Source organism: Paraburkholderia phytofirmans PsJN, assembly GCF_000020125.1.
Lineage (GTDB): Bacteria > Pseudomonadota > Gammaproteobacteria > Burkholderiales > Burkholderiaceae > Paraburkholderia > Paraburkholderia phytofirmans.
This window is the reverse complement of record NC_010681.1, coordinates 668,594-684,628: the sequence shown is the minus strand read 5'-3', so window position 1 is coordinate 684,628 and position 16,035 is coordinate 668,594. Positions and strand designations below refer to the sequence as shown.

Here is a 16,035-nt window from a genome sequence, read left to right as displayed (position 1 = left end):
CTCGCGATCATTAAATACTTCTCCGAGAATAACCATAAGATCGCTCCGAAACAACCTCACTTAATTCACAAAATAAAATGCTTAGATATACAATTAAAAATTAAGAATTCCATAAGCACGCACGTAAGAGAAAAGACCGGGATCATTGGTGACGCCTAATTTTGCCATTGCCTCGCGTTTTTGCCGCGTGACCGTGCGGCGATCGCAACCGAGCGCAGCCGCGATGTCGGAGATCGATTGGCCACTGACCAGCAGCCTGACAACTTCGGCCTGCTTGCCCGTCAAACGCGGCGCCGGCGGTCGTTCGCACTCGCAATCCTGCGGATGCGCCAGTGCTTCGATGATGGAACGTCCGAGGTACGCGTGACCATCTCGAGCCGCCAAGACCGCTTGTCGAAGTTCGTCCATCGACTCAGCTTTACCGACCATGCTCACGGCGCCGTCCGACACAATGGCGCGAAGAATCGCGGGGTTTGTCAGAGTTGTCATTACCACGATGCGCAATTGCGGCCAGCAACTGCGGATGCGTCGCACGAGATTGAGACCGTCGTCGACGGCGAATGAATGATCCGGCATCGAGAGATCGGTAACGAGAACATCGCAGGGCGTGCTCCGCAAGCATTCGATCAGCGAAACGGGATCCGTCGCCTGATCGACGACGGTGATGCCGGCCTGCATTTCCAGCGCGGCGCGGACGCCAAGGATTACGAATGGATGATCGTCCGCTAGGATAATTCGAATACTCACCAGGATTTTCTCTCGTTTGTTGTAGGAGTGACTGCGCATACGCAGAAAAATCTTAATGACTCTGCGCCTGCTTTAACGGCCCCTCGGAACGCATAGCGCGCCAAGGCGGCCATAAAATCACCGCTATAACCCTAAGAAAATCGGAGCGCTCTGAATCCTGCGGAGAAACTAATAGTCCATTGCGGATCTATCCGAAAAAAGCGAAACCTAAATATCCACAATGAATATTTCTATTTTTTAACTGGCAAGATTTCCGTGAAAACCTGGCGACTCGATCATTCGCCGCGGAAATCCGCCGCGCCGTCTCGCCCAACGACTTGAGAGACTGCCGCGCCCGCCCTCGGTATTGCCGACGACAGGCGCTGCGGTTCATCGAGTTGCGTCGCAAGCGCGCGCCGTACTCACTTTGGCTTCGCGCGCCGCGCGCGGGAACACCGGCAACGCCACCAATGCGCAGACGCTGGTCACAGCCCATACCATCGGCCACGAACCGATCGACAACAGCGGCGGAATCGCCAGCGGCGTCAGGAACAGCGTGAGAAACACACAGGTGTTGCCGATCGCGAGCGCGGTGCCCGCACGGCTTGTCCCTGCCAGCGTGGCGAGTTCCGTGAAGGCCACGCCGTGCCATGCCGACGCGCTCACACCGCCCAGCACGACCATCGCCGCGAATACCGCCGTCATCGCCATGTGATGCATGCCGGCTACGCCCGTCAGCAGCGCGAGCGAGGCGAACAGCACGGCGGTCAGCAGACTACAGGCGCGCATATAGGCGCGCCGGTTGCCGCGCCGGTCGGTCCAACCGCCGCTCCAGACCCGCGCGATCGCAGCGCCCGTTTGCACCGCGGCCATCGTTACGCTGATCGCCAGCACGCCGGCGCGGCTGAAATCGTGGAGAAACACCGTGCCGAACGTCACCACAGCGAGTTGCGGCACGCACAGCGCGCCGGCGCCGAGCGCCACGCGCCAGATGCCGATGTCGCGCAACGGCGAGACCCTGGCCGGCATGCCGCTCGCCGCTGCCGTGTCGCGAACTTCCCGCGCGCCGTCCGCATCGGCATGAGAAGGTTCGTGCAACCAGCGCCACGCGAACGCCGCCGTGATCGCACAGGCAAGCGCCAGCACGCTATAGGCGCTCGCGAACCCGAAGCGCGACGCGAGCACCGGCAGCAGCAATGCGCCCAAGCCGCCGCCCGCGGGCACCGCCGTCTGGCGGATACTCATAGCGAGGCCGCGCTCACCCTCGCGAAACCATGCCATCACCGCGCGGCCGCTCGAACCGTTGACGCTGCCGCCGAGCAGTCCGACCAGCAACAGGCCGAGCGCGAGCATCGTCACGCTCGGCACATGCGCAGCGGACGGCACGACGAACAGCGCCAGGCCGGCTAGCGCGGCCGCGGTCGAAAGCAGTCCGAGCAGCAGAACGCGCCGGTCGCCCCACCGGTCGGTCAGCAAGCCCCACGGCAATTCGCTGACCGCGATGCCGAGGCCGAGCATGCCGAGCACGAGGCCCAGCCCGTCATTGCCCAGGTGATATCCCGAGCGCAAGAAAACCGCCGTCGTCGGAATTCCCGAGAACGCGGCCGAAAAACTCGCGTTTGCGGCGAATCCGACGCCCAGCACTTTCCATCGATGACTCGCCGTTCGCCCGCCGGACGAACCCAGGCCCACAATTGTTTCGCTTCCCATGACACCCTCCGCAAAGAATCTGGGGGTATCCTACGGCTGAGGCTTCCATCGGAAAAGCCGGAATTTCAGATGACTTCCATCGGATATGCCGAATCATGACCCAGCGTGGATTTGACCTGACGCAGTTGCGGACCTTTGTCGCCGTCGCCGAATCGGGCAGCGTTTCGGCGGGCGCGGAGCGGGTGTTCCTGTCGCAGTCCTCGGTCAGCGAACAGTTGAAAAAACTCGAGGAGCGTGCCGGCCAGCCGCTGTTCGTGCGCAGCAAGCAGGGCGTGAGCGCCACGCCGGCCGGCAGCCGGCTGCTCGACCACGCGCGGCGCATCATCGCAATGAGCGAGGCCGCGTTCGAAGACCTGCAAGGCCGTTCGCTCGACGGCGAATTGCGCATCGCCATCACGGACTACTACCGTCCGCACGACATCGCGCGCATTCTCAAAACGTTCGCGGAGCAGCACCCGCGCCTGAAGCTGCACGTCACGGTGCTGCCGAGCGCGGTAATCGACAGCAACGCGGGCGACGATGCGTCGTTCGACATCGGGCTCTCGCTGCGGCTCGTCACCGACAACGCGCGCGCCGCGAGCCGCCGCACCGGCGCGCAAAGCACGGTTGTGCGGCGCGAGAAACTGTTGTGGGTCAGCGCGGCCGATTCGGGCCCGCGACCGGCCACGCCCTATTCGCTCGTGTTGCTGCCGTCGAGCTGCCAGTTGCAGCGCTTTGTCGTGAAGCTGCTGGACGAGCACAAGGTGCCGTACGTGGTGTCGCACTCCGCATCAGGCGTGGCCGGTTTGCAACTCGCGCTGAAGGCCGGGCTCGGCATATCCTGTCTGAACGAATCGTCGATTGGCGGCGGCGTCGTGGCCTGTCCGGCGAGCGTGGGCTTGCCCGCTTTGCCCGCCGTCGAGTTTCATCTGCTGCCTGGGCGAATCGGCGAAACCGAACTCGTCAGCAATGCTCGCACCGCCTTGATGGCACTTTTCAGTTGACGCCTCGATGACGGGCTCACGCCGTTTCGCCGAAGCCCGCGGCTCATCATCAAACAATCACATTCGCGCGATGACGTCTGGCGGCGACGATTCACATTGCAAATGTTGAAAGCCCCTCGAGCGACGCCTATGATGATCAGGTGTCCCGTCGAATGAGCTTTGGATTGCTATTGACGCGTCGACTGAATTCCTGCAACCTCATACACGCTGCTGAACGTTTCAGGCGTTAATTTCCGCAGCCCGAAAGCCGCCACCCACCGGCGCATTCAGGCAGATCGTTGTTTATATAAAGCAATCGCATCGCCGTAGCGAATCACCACTCGCCGTCCACAACAAGTCCGTTTCGATTTGCTGTTCTTGCAGTCGCTATACAAGAAAAATATCGACAAAAGTTGACATACGTCATCCGTCGGTTTCACAAGCGAATCCACACGCGAATGCGTGAAAGATAATCGAGAACATAGAACGTTCCCCAATCGAGGCCTGGCGTGCATCGTCGAACTATCGGATCGTCGGTTCTGTTTGCGCTCTATCTGATATGGAGCGGCGTGGCGCTCGCCGCCGACGCGTCCGGCGCCATGCCCTCGGCTATGGACGAACGCGTGCGCGCCTGCACCTCGTGTCATGGCGTGCAGGGCCAAGGCCTGAACAATGATTACTTTCCGCGCATTGCCGGCAAACCGGCCGACTATCTGTTCAATCAGTTGACCGCGTTCCGTGACGGCGGCCGCACCTATCCGCCCATGGGCTATCTGCTCGCCTTCCTGCCCGACGACTATCTGCGCAAGATCAGCCAGTATTTCGCCGATCTGCAGCCGCCCTACCCCAACGCCGATCAAAGCAACGTCGCGCCTGCCGTGCTCGCCGCCGGACAGCGCCTCGTCACGCAGGGCGATCCGGCTCGCAAGATACCCGCATGCATTGCGTGCCATGGCGCGCGCATGACCGGCACGCAACCCGGCATACCCGGCCTGCTCGGTCTGCACGCGAGTTATATCGCCGGACAGATGGGCACCTGGCGCTCGGGCACGCGGCACGCGCTCGCGCCGGACTGCATGCATTCGATCGCCGTCAAGCTGACCGACAAAGACATCACCGCGGTATCGAGCTGGCTTGCGCGCCAGCCGCGTCCTGCCGATCCGCGGCCCGCGCCGCCATCCGCGGAACGGCTGCCTCTCGCCTGCGGGAGCCAACCGCAATGAAGCCGATCTTTCGCTCTCCGGGCGCTCGTCGCACGTTGCGTGCCGCTTTGGTCACCTTGATGAAGCGCCGTTGCGGACCGGCGTCGCTCGTATCGGGTCTGCTGGTTGGCGGCCTGCTCGTGGCCGGCAGCGCCGCGCTTCTGCGTGCATGGCCGATGCCTGTGCTGATCGCCGAAGCACGCGCCGCCGAGACCAATACAGCATCCACGCCGGGCGCCGACACGCGGCCCGATATCGTCAAACGCGGCGAGTATCTGGCGCGCGCCGGCGACTGCGTCGCCTGCCACACGGCGCCGCGCGGCAAACTGTTCGCCGGCGGCCTCGCAATGGAAACGCCGTTCGGCACGCTGTACTCGCCGAACATCACGCCGGACGCGCAGTACGGCATCGGCACCTGGAGTCAGGACGCCTTCTTCAAAATGATGCGCACCGGCCGCACGCCGGAGGGCACGTTGATCTACCCGGCCATGCCGATCGCGCAATACACCAAGGTCACGCGCGAAGACTCGGACGCGATCTTCGCGTATCTGAAGACGGTCGCGCCGGTCCGCGAGCCGAATCGCAAGCACACGCTGCGCTTCCCGTTCAACCAGCGCAAGCTGCTGTACGGCTGGCGCACGCTGTATTTCCGCGAGGGCGAGTTCCAGCCCGACCCGACGAAATCGGTCGAATGGAACCGCGGCGCGTATCTGGTCGAAGGACTCGGGCACTGCACCATGTGCCACACCAAGATCAATATGCTCGGCGGATCGTCGCAAAGCGAGCAGTTCGCGGGCGGTCTGATTCCGGTGCAGAACTGGTACGCGCCGTCGCTGACCTCGGACAAGGACGGCGGCCTCGGCGACTGGAGCATCAAGGACATCGTCGATCTGCTGCAAGCGGGCATTTCCGATCGCGGCGCCGTGTACGGCCCAATGGCCGAAGTCACGTACCACAGCCTTCAGTACATGACAGAAGAAGACGTCAAGGCGATGGCCGTTTATCTGAAGACCTTGCCGGACAAGAGCGGCCGCAAGTCCGGGCCGTCGGCGCCCACTAATACCAACGTGTTCGCGCTCGGCGAAAAAATCTACGCCGACAAATGCGCGCTCTGCCACGGCGCGAAGGGCGAAGGCAAGTTGCAGCATTACCCGCCGCTCGCGGGCAACCAGTCGATCGAAATGGACTCCGCGGTCAATCCGATCCGCATTGTGCTGAACGGCGGATTCCCGCCGGGCACGCGGCGTAATCCGGAACCGTACGGCATGCCGCCGTTCGGTCAGGAACTGAACGACACCGACGCCGCCGCCGTGGTCACCTATATCCGCACTGCGTGGGGCAATCACGGCCAGCCCGTGACGTCGCGCGAGGTCAACGAGTTGCGCAACGCGCCGCTGCATTGAAGCGTTGCACTGGAGAAACTTTAGATGGAAGCGAACGATACCCACAGCGCGCCGCCGACCGATGACGAAGTGGAACGCGTCGTCGCGGCCGGCCCGCATGGCGCGATCGCCATGGCCGGTGTCGCCACGCTGATCGTGATGGCGATCTGGTTCGGCTTCTACTTCGTCGTGTTTCTGCCGCGCGGGGTCGTTCACTGATCATGTCGACCGATTCCAATCATCAACCGGGCGGCGGCCACGCGGTCGCCCTGCGCGCCGAACGGCGCTGGGCCATCTTCGCCGTCGCATTGATCGTGCTGATGCTGGCCGTCATCGTGTTCTCCGGGCTGCATTGGGCAATGATGCCGCCTTCGCGCGTCGAAACGATCGATCCGTCGCGCCTGCAACTGTCCGGCGAATTCGTCGAAGACAATCTCGGCAGCGCGGTCGAGCCGGACGGCTCGGTGGTCGTGCGCTTCATCGCGCAGCAGTATTCGTTCACGCCGCAATGCCTGCTGGTGCCCGCCGACACGCCGATCACGATCCGCACCACCAGCGCCGACGTCGTGCACGGCCTGCTCGTCACCGACACGAACATCAACACGATGGTCGTGCCCGGCTATGTCGCCACGCTCAACACGCGTTTCGACGTGCCCGCCGATCACACCATGCCGTGCCACGAGTTCTGCGGGTTCGGCCACCAAACCATGTGGGCACACGTGAAAGTCATCGACAAAGCCGCCTTCTTCGAGCAGGCCCGACAATCCCGGAGGCTGAGCTGTGTTTCACGCTAAGCGACTCGTTCTCGCGCATTTCTGGCTCGCCTTCATTGCGTTTCTGATCGCGCTGCTGCTCGGCGCCTGGCAAATGCTGGTGCGCAGCCCGTTCCTGCCGTGGGTCGGCGACCCCGAGCTTTACTATCGCTCGGTGACCGCGCACGGTTCGGTGATGGCCTACGTGATGCCGACACTGGTGTCGATGGGCTTCGGCTACGCGATCGTCGAGCTGGCTCTCGCGCAACGCCTCGTCGGTCTCAAATGGGCGTGGGCCGCGTTCATCATGCTGGCCGTCGGCGCGGTGATGGCGATGGTGCCGGTGGCGCTTGGCCAGGCCTCGGTGCTCTACACCTTCTATCCGCCGATGATCGGCAGCCCGTTCTATTACCTCGGCGTGGTACTGGTGGTGGTCGGTTCGTGGATCTGGGTCGCGCTGATGCATGTGAACCTGCGCGTCTGGAAGCGCGCCAACCCCGGCAAACCCGTGCCGCTCGCGATGTTCGCCAACGTGGCCGGCGCGTATCTGTGGGCGTGGACCGCCGTGGGCGCGGCGCTGGAGATCCTGTTCCAGATCCTGCCGGTCGCATTCGGCCTCACGAACACGATCGACGCCGGCCTCTCACGCATCCTGTTCTCGTGGACGCTGCACGCGATCGTCTACTTCTGGCTGATTCCCGCTTATATCGCCTACTACACGCTGGTGCCGCGCGCGATCGGCGGACGGCTGTACAGCGATTCGATGGCGCGTGTGTCGTTCATCCTGTTCCTCGTCTTCGCGATGCCGATCGGCATCCACCATCTGTTCGCCGATCCGCAGGTGGGCTCCGGCTTCAAGTTCCTGCACGCCGTGTTCACCGGCATGGTGTCGGTGCCGACGCTGCTGACGGTGTTCACGATCTGCGCGTCGGTCGAAATCGCCGGCAGACTGCGCGGCGGCAAGGGCGCGTTCGGCTGGCTGACCGCCCTGCCCTGGCAAAACCCGATGATGCTCGTGATCGCGTTTTCGTTCGTGATGCTGGGTCTCGGCGGCGCGGGCGGGCTGATCAACATGAGCTACCAGTTGAACTCGACCGTGCACAACACGCAGTGGGTGACCGGACACTTCCATCTGATCTTCGGCGGTGCGATCGTCATCATGTACTTCGCGATTGCCTATGAACTGTGGCCGCAACTGACCGGCCGCGCGATCGCGTCGGTGAAACTGGTGCGCACGCAACTGTGGCTGTGGTTCATCGGCATGATGGTGGTGACGCTGCCGTGGCACTACGTCGGCCTGCTCGGTGCGCCGCGCCGCATGGCCTATTACGATTACAACGCGCTCGGCTTGCAGTCTCAGGCGCTCTGGGTCGGCATGTCGGCGGTGGGCGGATTGATCCTCGTGGCGTCCGGCGTGCTGTTTATCTACATTCTCGTGAAGTCGCAGTTCGGGCCGCTCGTTCAGCAGCAAAGCTTCCGCTTTGCGAGCGCGGCGCAACCGGTGGACCGTGTGCCGGCGGCGCTCAATAGCTTCGGCTTGTGGGTGGCGCTCATGATCGGACTCACGGTCGTCAACTACAGTGTGCCGATCGTGCAGTTGCTCAGATTGCCGCAGACCTCCGTGCCGGCAGTCGTCGTCGGAGCGCAGCGATGAATCAGGAACGCGTCTTCAGCTTGCGCAACCCATGGTTCACAGTGAGCGTGGGCGGCACGATTGCGATTGCCGTCGTCGGGATACTAATCGGCTTTATCTGGCTGCCTTCGGCGAGTAACGCGTTCGGCGACCGCAGCCTCTGGGCGACCATCTGCAGCGCGGCGGGGGCGCCGTCGAGCTGGTATGGCGGCGCCAATCTCGCCGGCCCGGCGCCGAGCGACGTCGTGGTCTTGCCACCGTTGCGGCGCGCGCGGGCTGACGCGAATTCGATCGGTCGCGGCGCGACGATCGCGACACAAAATTGCTCGATGTGCCATGGTGTACTCGGCACATCGCAGGTGACCGCGCCGGCATTGGCCGGTCAATATGCCGACGTGGTCTACAAAGAGTTGCGCGACTACCAGAACGGCGTGCGCCAGAACGCGATCATGCAGCCGATCATCGCCGCACGCAGCGATCAGGATCTGCACGATCTGGCGGCTTACTACGCGTCGCTGCCGAGAGCGCCTGCGGCGCAAACGCTGCCGACTGGCGTCGAACCGGATGCGAACGCGGTGAAGCTTGCCATGCAGGGCGATCCGCAGCGCAATATCGCGCCTTGCGCCGCATGTCACGGACAGCTCGACCGCAAGGGCGCGGCGCCGTGGCTGGGCGGACAATCGTCGATCTATCTCGCCGCGCAGATGCGCGCGTTTGCTTCCGGCGCGCGGCATAACGACATCAATGAGCAGATGCGCAATGTGGCACGGCAAATGACGCCTGCCGAAATTGATAGCGTCGCGAAATACTATGCGGCTATGCAGTAGCAGCCGCTTGTCTGTGCGACATGGTTTCTCGCGACGGCTCAGCACGCCGTCGCGCAAAACAACCGCTGATACTAAACCGTCGCGAACTCGCCTGCAGCGGCCGTCTTCGGCGTAGCAGCCGAACCGTCGCGCCGCCCGGCAAACGAAGCCCCAGACGCCGCACCGCCCCCGGTCCGAAACACCGATACAGCCGACGTCAATCGCCGCGCCTGCTCTTCCAGCGAACTCGCGGCAGCCGCAGCCTGTTCCACCAGCGCGGCATTCTGCTGCGTCACCTCGTCCATCTGCGCGACCGCGAGATTGACCTGATCGATGCCGGTACTCTGCTCGAGCGCGGCCGCGGCGATCTCGCCCATAATCGAACTCACGCGCGCAATCGCGTTGACGATCTCGGTCATCGTCGAGCCGGAGCGCTGAACGAGTTGCGAGCCGGCCTGCACGCGAGCCGTCGATTCGTCGATCAAGCCTTTGATTTCCTTCGCTGCCGCCGCGCTACGCTGCGCGAGCGAGCGCACCTCGCTCGCCACCACCGCGAAGCCGCGTCCCTGCTCGCCGGCGCGCGCAGCCTCAACGGCCGCGTTCAGCGCCAGAATATTGGTCTGAAACGCGATCCCTTCGATCACACCGACAATGTCGGCAATCCGCCGCGAATCGTCGACGATGCCATGCATCGTGCCCACCACCTGCTCCGTCAGATCACCGCCTTGCGCGGCCAGCGTGGATGCGCCCTGCGCAAGCGAACTCGCCTGCTTCGCGTTGTCCGCCGTCTGCTTGACCGTCGAGGTGAGCTGTTCGATGCTCGCCGCCGTTTCTTCGAGCGACGCGGCCTGTTCCTCGGTACGTTGCGACAGATCGGTGTTGCCCGCGGCAATCTCGCTCACTCCGGTGTCGATAGATTCCGTGCCTTGACGCACCGAGTTCACCGTCGCGATCAGCGATTCCTGCATCTTGCGCAGCGCGGCCGCGAGACGGCCCATTTCGTTGTTACTGGACACGACGATCTGGCCGGTCAGGTCGCCGTTGGCGATGCGCTGAAACTGCGCGATGGTGGCATCGACCGGGCGGACAATGGCACGCACCAGCACCGCGCGGCCGATCCACGAACCCAGCAGCGACGCGACCATGCCGATCGCCACCGCGATACAGATCGCATAGAACAGATCCTGCGCGTCCTGGTAGCGCTGCGCGCCGTGATCGAGTTGCAACTGTTCGAGCGTGAGCATCGCCTTTTCGTACGCGCTGTAGAGCGACGGCAGCTTGTGTGCCTGCACTTGCTGGAACGCCGTCTTGTCGCCCGCCTTGAGCGCGGCGAGAGCCGGCTCGACGCCTTCGCGCAGGAAGGTGTCACGCTTGTCCTGCATATCCTTGATCAGGCGCTGTTCATCGGCGTCCGTGCTCGCACGGCTCACATAGTGGGCAAGACGGTCGTTGGAAGCTTTCTGGTACTGATCAAAACGCTTGAGCACGGCATTCGCGCCGTCCTGATCGTTCAGGTCGACGAGCGATGCGTACGTCGCCAGTGCGAGACGCAGGCGCAGCAACTGCCCGGCGCTGCCTTCCAGGTCGGCGACGGCCGGCGTATCGACGGTGTACATCTGCCGCAGCGAGGCATTGCTCGAGCGCAGCGACAGCAAGCCGGCGGCGGCGCCGAACAGCAGCACGACGCCGAAGAACACGATCATCAGGGTGAGGCAGGTGCGAATCGACAGATTTTTCAACATCGGGCTTGTCTCCGTTGGGCTGCCTGACCGAATGTTCAGTAGATGCCTCGGCCACGCGTGCTGCGCCCAAGCCGAGTAGGCCAGGTCCGCAACTCTTGTCTAAATTTAAGCGAACGCCACATATAAGGACTACGGCTCAATCACAAAAAACTTTATGGTGGATGGCGTATGGGCTTGCGATACATCAACATACAGGCGCATATGAAGGACGATTCGCGCTGGACGTTGCGGGACTACCCGGGTTCTCGGCGAGCGGCGCTTGATGGAAAGTGGCGGGAATGTGTCTACGGAGCATGGCGATGTCGGAAATAGACTCGGCGCTGGTGGTTTTCGTTCTGCTGCTCGCCGTGACCGGAATCGGTGTGTGGGTGCGCCCCCTTCTGCCCGAGGAGCACAAGGCGCACGAGACAGTGCAGCTGATCCAGCTGGTGATCGGCATGCTGGTGACGTTCGCCGCGCTGGTGCTGGGCTTGATGACCGCGTCCGCGAAATCCAGCTTCGACACCTCGTCGAATGATTTGCGCACCTACGCCGCCGATCTGATCGAGTTCGACACCACCCTGCGCGAATACGGCACGGATACCGGGCCGGCCCGGCAGTTGTTGCGCCAGTACACCGCGGCGGCGATCGCATCGACGTGGCCTGCCGAAACACCGCCTACTGGCGACTATCCGAAAGACATAGGATCGCCGGACAACTCGCAGAAACTGGAGAGCGTGCGGCTCGGCGACACGCTGACTGCCGTGGGCCAGGAGTTGCGAACGTTGCGGACGCGCGACGCGCTACAACAGCGCGCGCTCGACGATGCACTGAAGCAATACCGCCGCGTCGTGGATGCCCGATGGAAGCTCATCGAGGAAGCGCACAGCTCCATTTCCCGACCGTTCCTCACGACATTGACGTTCTGGCTGGGCGTGATCTTTCTGAGTTTCGGCTTGATCGCGCCGCGCAATGCGCTGGCGCTGGTCACGATTTCGCTGGGCGCGGTGTCGATTGCTTCGGCCATCTATGTGATTGTGGATCTGGATACGCCGTTTACAGGGCCGATCGTTATCTCCAGTTCACCGATGAGAGATGCGCTGGATCATTTGAGGCGGTGACGGCCGCGCGTACGTCAGGGCAGGAGCGCATCGAACTCCGCAATCCGCCGCGCCCGTTCGATCACCGGCCGGTCGACCAGTTTGCCGTCCACCGCGAACGCGCCTTCCGGGTGCTCGCGGCAAGCCGCCAGAACGCGCGACGCCCAGCGTCGCTCGTTCTCGCTAGGTGCAAAGCCGCCGTTGACCGGGTCCACCTGTCGTGGGTGAATGCACAGCTTGCCGCCGAAGCCGAAGCGCCTTGCGGTGGCGACATGCTCCGTCAGACGCGCGAGATCGTCGAGTTCCAGTGTCACACCGTCGATCGGCGCGGGCAGACCCGCATAGCGCGATTCGATCACCATCTGCGAGCGCACATAATCCAGTTCGACGCCGAGCCCTTCGATCCCGGCGTCGCCGCAAAAATCCACCGTGCCGAAAGCGAGCCGCATGACCGACGGCGCACCGGCAATCTCCCGCATCGCCACTACGCCCGCCACGGTTTCGATCAGCGCCACGATTCGCATCTGCGATGGCAGCCGCGCGGCGACCTCGGCGAGTTGCCATGCGCTGTCCGACTTCGGCAGCATCATCGTGGAAAGGCCGGACGCGCTCACCATGTCCACGTCATCGAGATGCCACGGCGTGCCCACCGCATTCACGCGGACGATCAGCCGCCTAACGTCCGCCGCCGATAGCCAGCGTTGCAGGCCCTCGCGCGCAGCTTGTTTCGCCGCGGGCGCGACCGCGTCTTCGAGATCGATCACCACTGCGTCCGCGTTTGTGTCGAGCGCCTTGGTGAAGCGCTCGGGGCGATCGCCCGGCACGAAAAGATAGCTGCGTGCGTCCATGTTGTTCTCCTGAACGGCACGCGGCGCAAGATTGCTAATTCGCGTGCCAGTCGCGTTGAAATGTTTCGGAATAACTGTAGCGATCCGCCGGGTGCACGCTGATCGTCAACTCGACCACTTGCGCGCGCCGGTTCAGATAGCGGCGGCACAACCACAGCGCGGGCGAACGCGGCTTCGCGTTCAAACGTTGCGCCAGCTTCGCCGGCAGCGCGACCGCGCGGATTTCCTGCTGCACCTCGGCGATCTGCTCGCCGAACTGCTTTTCGATCATCGTGTAGATCGGCACGTGCGTCCGGCCGCTCAGGCCCGTCAACGAGCGAAACGCGGGGTGGATATACACCTCGGTGTGGCAAATCGGTTCGACACTCTCCGGCGACAGGCGAATGCCCTCGGCCAGCAGCCAGGTTTCGCCCGGCTTTGCGCCGAGCCGCTCGATCAGGTCCGGATCGTCGATCTCGACAGTCTGCGTCGACGCGATCTCCAACTCCGTATCGGTCGTATAACGGTGCAGATCGCTCAGGCGCTCCATCACCTGACGGTACGCGGTCTCGCTTTGCGTGGCTTTCACGCGGGTGCCGATGCCGGGCCGCCGGTCCACCAGACCGCGCTGCTCGAGCTGCTTGATCGCCTGCCGCACCGTGAAGCGACTGGCGCCGAACTGCTCGCACAGCTCGAACTCGGTCGGCAGCAGCGTGCCGATGGGAAACTGCCCGCCCTGAATCTCGTTCAGAAGCGTCTGTGCCAGTTGCATGTAGCGCGGCTGCTGCCCAAGGACTGTCGTGGCCATCTGGATGTGCAAAAAGTGAAAGAGCGGACGGTTGCCCGCCCGGCCTTATTGCACCACACCCGCCTCCCTCAGCAAAGCGATCCTTTCCGCGCCGTAGCCCAGTTCGTCGAGCAGACGCTGCGTGTCCTGCCCGAGATCCGGCGCGGCGCGCGTCGGCAGCGGCTCGTCGATCCGCACCGGCGCGGCCACGCCGCGCACCTTGCCGAAGCGCGGATGCTCCGCGTCCACCACGCATTCACGTTCGGCGACGAAGGGATTCTCGAGCGCCTCCTTGACGTCGAACACCGGCGCAGCGGGCACGCGTCCGCCGAAGCGTTCGAGCCATTGCGCCGTGGTGGCGGTCGAGAGCGCTGCGTCGAGCTCGGTCTGCACCAGCTCGCGATTCGCGAGACGCGCCTGGAAGTTGCAAAAGCGCGGATCGGTCACCCACGACGGTTTGTCGATCACTTCGGCGAGCACGCCCCAGAACTTCTCCTTGTTGCACATCAGGAAGATCCAGCCGTCCTGCGTCTTGTACAACTGGCTCGGCGTGAGAGACGGATGCGACGAGCGGTTCTCGCGCCCCGTCACCACTCCGCCGTTCAGATACCACGTCGCGACATAGGCGAGGTTATGCAACGCGACGTCGAAGAGACTCACGTCGATGTCACGCCCTTTGCCCGACGTCTTCGCGTCGACGAGGCCGGCGAGCAGCGCCATCGCCGCGGTCGTGCCGGTCATCAGGTCGATGATCGACAGGCCGAAGCGCGCCGGCGGACTGTCAGGCTCGCCGGTGACCGACAGATAGCCGGCCTCGGCTTGCATCAGATAGTCGTAGCCCGGCCATGCCGCGCGGCTGCCCGTTCGTCCATAAGCGGACAGATGCCCGCACACGATCTTCGGATTCGCCTCGCAAAGGTGCGCGTAAGTGAGCCCGAGTTTCGCCGGCAGATCGCCGCGCAGATTGTTGAACACGGCGTCGCTCTTCGCGACGAGGTCCAGCAGCACTGCGCGCGCTTCGGGCTTCTTCAGGTCGAGTGTGAGACTGCATTTGTTGCGATTGAACGCTTCGAAGAAGTGGCTATCGCCTTCGCCGAAGAAGTACGGGCCGACCGCGCGGCCGACGTCGCCGCCATTGCTCGGATGCTCGATCTTGATGATCTCCGCGCCGAGGTCCGCGAGATGTTGAGTGGCGAAAGGACCGGCGCCGTATTGTTCGATGGCGAGCACGCGCACACCTGAAAGAGGCAGACTCATATCGGGCTCCGTTCGATCAACTGCTTGGCGATGATGATGCGTTGCATCTCGTTGGTGCCTTCACCGATCGTAAGAAGCGGCGCGTCGCGATACAGGCGCTCGACGTTGTACTCCTTCGAATAACCATACGCGCCGTGAATGCGCATGGCCTCGACGCTGTTTTCCAGCGCGGCCTCGGTGGCGAAGTATTTCGCCATGCCCGCTTCCATGTCGCAGCGCTCGCCGCGGTCGTACTTCTTCGCGGCGGCGTCCACGAGCAGACGTCCTGCTTCGACACGCGTCGCCATTTCGCCGAGCTTCAACTGAATTGCCTGGTGTTCGCAGATCGGCTTGCCGAAGGTTTTGCGCTGCTGCGAATAGCTCACCGATTCATCGAGCGCGGCTTGCGCGACACCGACGCCGCGCGCCGCGACATTGATACGGCCGAGTTCGAGGCCGCCGAGTATCTGTTGCAGGCCCCTTCCTTCCACGCCGCCAATCAAGGCATCGGTGGACACGTGATAATCGTGGAACGACAACTCGCACGTATCGATGCCTTTATAGCCGAGCTTTTCGAGTTGCCGGCTGACCTCGAAGCCGGGCCCTTTCTGCACCAGCAACAAACTCATCCCAAGATGACGCGGCTGCGCCGTCGTATCCGTCTTCACCAGCAGCGCCAGCGTGTTGCCGTGCTTGCTGTTGGTGATCCACGTCTTGTTGCCGTTTACGATGTATTCGTCGCCGACACGTTTGGCCGTCGTGCGGATCGCCTGCAGATCGGTGCCGCAATCCGGCTCGGTGAGGCCGATGCCGCCGCGCCATTCGCCGGTGGCGAACTTCGGCAGATATTTACTCTTCTGTTCGGGCGTGCCGTTGCGTTGCACCAGCATTGCGAGAATCAGATGCGAGTTGATGATGCCGCTCACCGACATCCACACCCGCGAGATACGCGCGATGATCTGCGCGTAGGTCCGCGTCGACAGACCCAGCCCGCCATACTCGGGATCGATGATGCAGCCGAACAGCCCCATCTCCTTCATCTTCTCGACGATCTCCGCCGGGTAGATATCGTCGTGATCGAACTTGTGAACGTAGGGACGCACCTCGGTTTCGAGAAAGCGGTCCAGCATATCGAGAATCAGTTGATCGTTTTCCAGCGTGTCGAGTTCTGTTGCAGTCATGATGACGTCC

15 protein-coding genes are annotated in these 16,035 nt (G+C 63.2%); 8 read left to right on the top strand and 7 right to left on the bottom strand.

Annotated features, from left to right (window positions below):
* Window positions 1-93: 93 nt before the first annotated feature.
* Entirely contained in the window at window positions 94-747 is a 654-nt protein-coding gene (locus tag BPHYT_RS03065; protein ID WP_083772060.1) for a response regulator transcription factor, read from the bottom strand.
* Between the two features lie 369 nt (window positions 748-1,116).
* Window positions 1,117-2,436 carry an MFS transporter gene (locus tag BPHYT_RS03060; protein WP_012431691.1) on the bottom strand — a complete coding sequence of 440 codons (1,320 nt, stop codon included), beginning with the start codon at window positions 2,434-2,436 and terminating at the stop codon, window positions 1,117-1,119.
* Window positions 2,437-2,531: 95 nt separating this feature from the next.
* Between BPHYT_RS03060 and BPHYT_RS03055 the strand changes: the two genes are divergently transcribed.
* From BPHYT_RS03055 to BPHYT_RS03030, 7 genes are all read left to right on the top strand, one after another.
* Window positions 2,532-3,419 carry a LysR family transcriptional regulator gene (locus BPHYT_RS03055; protein WP_012431690.1) on the top strand — a complete coding sequence of 296 codons (888 nt, stop codon included), beginning with the start codon at window positions 2,532-2,534 and terminating at the stop codon, window positions 3,417-3,419.
* A gap of 488 nt (window positions 3,420-3,907) precedes the next feature.
* The gene (locus tag BPHYT_RS03050; RefSeq protein WP_012431689.1) at window positions 3,908-4,621 is read left to right on the top strand and encodes a c-type cytochrome; all 714 of its coding nucleotides are present in this window, start codon (window positions 3,908-3,910) and stop codon (window positions 4,619-4,621) included.
* Window positions 4,618-6,003 carry a c-type cytochrome gene (locus tag BPHYT_RS03045; protein ID WP_012431688.1) on the top strand — a complete coding sequence of 462 codons (1,386 nt, stop codon included), beginning with the start codon at window positions 4,618-4,620 and terminating at the stop codon, window positions 6,001-6,003. The genes BPHYT_RS03050 and BPHYT_RS03045 overlap by 4 nt, the downstream gene beginning before the upstream one ends.
* A 24-nt stretch (window positions 6,004-6,027) precedes the next feature.
* On the top strand, window positions 6,028-6,201 hold the full coding sequence (locus BPHYT_RS38565) for a hypothetical protein (RefSeq protein ID WP_012431687.1): 174 nt from the start codon (window positions 6,028-6,030) through the stop codon (window positions 6,199-6,201).
* 2 nt (window positions 6,202-6,203) lie between these two features.
* Window positions 6,204-6,776, top strand: a complete 573-nt coding sequence (locus tag BPHYT_RS03040; protein WP_012431686.1) for a cupredoxin domain-containing protein — start codon at window positions 6,204-6,206, stop codon at window positions 6,774-6,776.
* Entirely contained in the window at window positions 6,763-8,388 is a 1,626-nt protein-coding gene (locus tag BPHYT_RS03035; RefSeq protein WP_012431685.1) for a b(o/a)3-type cytochrome-c oxidase subunit 1, read from the top strand. Before BPHYT_RS03040 ends, BPHYT_RS03035 begins: the two co-directional genes overlap by 14 nt.
* The gene (locus tag BPHYT_RS03030; protein WP_012431684.1) at window positions 8,385-9,194 is read left to right on the top strand and encodes a c-type cytochrome; all 810 of its coding nucleotides are present in this window, start codon (window positions 8,385-8,387) and stop codon (window positions 9,192-9,194) included. Before BPHYT_RS03035 ends, BPHYT_RS03030 begins: the two co-directional genes overlap by 4 nt.
* A 71-nt stretch (window positions 9,195-9,265) precedes the next feature.
* Here BPHYT_RS03030 and BPHYT_RS03025 read toward each other — a convergent pair whose 3' ends face one another.
* A complete protein-coding gene (locus BPHYT_RS03025) occupies window positions 9,266-10,915 on the bottom strand; it encodes a methyl-accepting chemotaxis protein (RefSeq protein WP_012431683.1) in 1,650 nt (549 codons plus the stop codon).
* 299 nt (window positions 10,916-11,214) lie between these two features.
* Here BPHYT_RS03025 and BPHYT_RS03020 point away from each other — a divergent pair, with 299 nt between their 5' ends.
* A complete protein-coding gene (locus tag BPHYT_RS03020) occupies window positions 11,215-12,015 on the top strand; it encodes a bestrophin-like domain (protein WP_012431682.1) in 801 nt (266 codons plus the stop codon).
* 14 nt (window positions 12,016-12,029) lie between these two features.
* On the opposite strand, the gene BPHYT_RS03015 is transcribed toward BPHYT_RS03020, so the two are convergent.
* From BPHYT_RS03015 to BPHYT_RS03000, 4 genes are read right to left on the bottom strand one after another with little or no spacing between them, the layout of a single operon-like run.
* On the bottom strand, window positions 12,030-12,842 hold the full coding sequence (locus BPHYT_RS03015; protein ID WP_012431681.1) for an HpcH/HpaI aldolase/citrate lyase family protein: 813 nt from the start codon (window positions 12,840-12,842) through the stop codon (window positions 12,030-12,032).
* 34 nt (window positions 12,843-12,876) lie between these two features.
* On the bottom strand, window positions 12,877-13,629 hold the full coding sequence (locus tag BPHYT_RS03010) for a GntR family transcriptional regulator (protein WP_012431680.1): 753 nt from the start codon (window positions 13,627-13,629) through the stop codon (window positions 12,877-12,879).
* A gap of 45 nt (window positions 13,630-13,674) precedes the next feature.
* Window positions 13,675-14,865, bottom strand: coding sequence for a CaiB/BaiF CoA transferase family protein (locus BPHYT_RS03005; RefSeq protein ID WP_012431679.1), 1,191 nt, complete (start codon window positions 14,863-14,865; stop codon window positions 13,675-13,677).
* Window positions 14,862-16,025 carry an acyl-CoA dehydrogenase family protein gene (locus BPHYT_RS03000; protein WP_012431678.1) on the bottom strand — a complete coding sequence of 388 codons (1,164 nt, stop codon included), beginning with the start codon at window positions 16,023-16,025 and terminating at the stop codon, window positions 14,862-14,864. Before BPHYT_RS03000 ends, BPHYT_RS03005 begins: the two co-directional genes overlap by 4 nt.
* Between the last annotated feature and the right edge of the window lie 10 nt (window positions 16,026-16,035).

What these genes read in the sequence shown, in the direction of transcription:
- BPHYT_RS03020 (WP_012431682.1), top strand. Translation starts at nt 11,215, where the DNA reads ATGTCGGAAATAGACTCGGCGCTGGTGGTTTTCGTTCTGCTGCTCGCC.
- BPHYT_RS03055 (WP_012431690.1), top strand. Translation starts at nt 2,532, where the DNA reads ATGACCCAGCGTGGATTTGACCTGACGCAGTTGCGGACCTTTGTCGCC.
- BPHYT_RS03015 (WP_012431681.1), bottom strand. Translation starts at nt 12,842, where the DNA reads ATGGACGCACGCAGCTATCTTTTCGTGCCGGGCGATCGCCCCGAGCGC.
- BPHYT_RS03025 (WP_012431683.1), bottom strand. Translation starts at nt 10,915, where the DNA reads ATGTTGAAAAATCTGTCGATTCGCACCTGCCTCACCCTGATGATCGTG.
- BPHYT_RS03045 (WP_012431688.1), top strand. Translation starts at nt 4,618, where the DNA reads ATGAAGCCGATCTTTCGCTCTCCGGGCGCTCGTCGCACGTTGCGTGCC.
- BPHYT_RS03060 (WP_012431691.1), bottom strand. Translation starts at nt 2,436, where the DNA reads ATGGGAAGCGAAACAATTGTGGGCCTGGGTTCGTCCGGCGGGCGAACG.
- BPHYT_RS38565 (WP_012431687.1), top strand. Translation starts at nt 6,028, where the DNA reads ATGGAAGCGAACGATACCCACAGCGCGCCGCCGACCGATGACGAAGTG.
- BPHYT_RS03000 (WP_012431678.1), bottom strand. Translation starts at nt 16,025, where the DNA reads ATGACTGCAACAGAACTCGACACGCTGGAAAACGATCAACTGATTCTC.
- BPHYT_RS03030 (WP_012431684.1), top strand. Translation starts at nt 8,385, where the DNA reads ATGAATCAGGAACGCGTCTTCAGCTTGCGCAACCCATGGTTCACAGTG.
- BPHYT_RS03005 (WP_012431679.1), bottom strand. Translation starts at nt 14,865, where the DNA reads ATGAGTCTGCCTCTTTCAGGTGTGCGCGTGCTCGCCATCGAACAATAC.
- BPHYT_RS03040 (WP_012431686.1), top strand. Translation starts at nt 6,204, where the DNA reads ATGTCGACCGATTCCAATCATCAACCGGGCGGCGGCCACGCGGTCGCC.
- BPHYT_RS03010 (WP_012431680.1), bottom strand. Translation starts at nt 13,629, where the DNA reads ATGGCCACGACAGTCCTTGGGCAGCAGCCGCGCTACATGCAACTGGCA.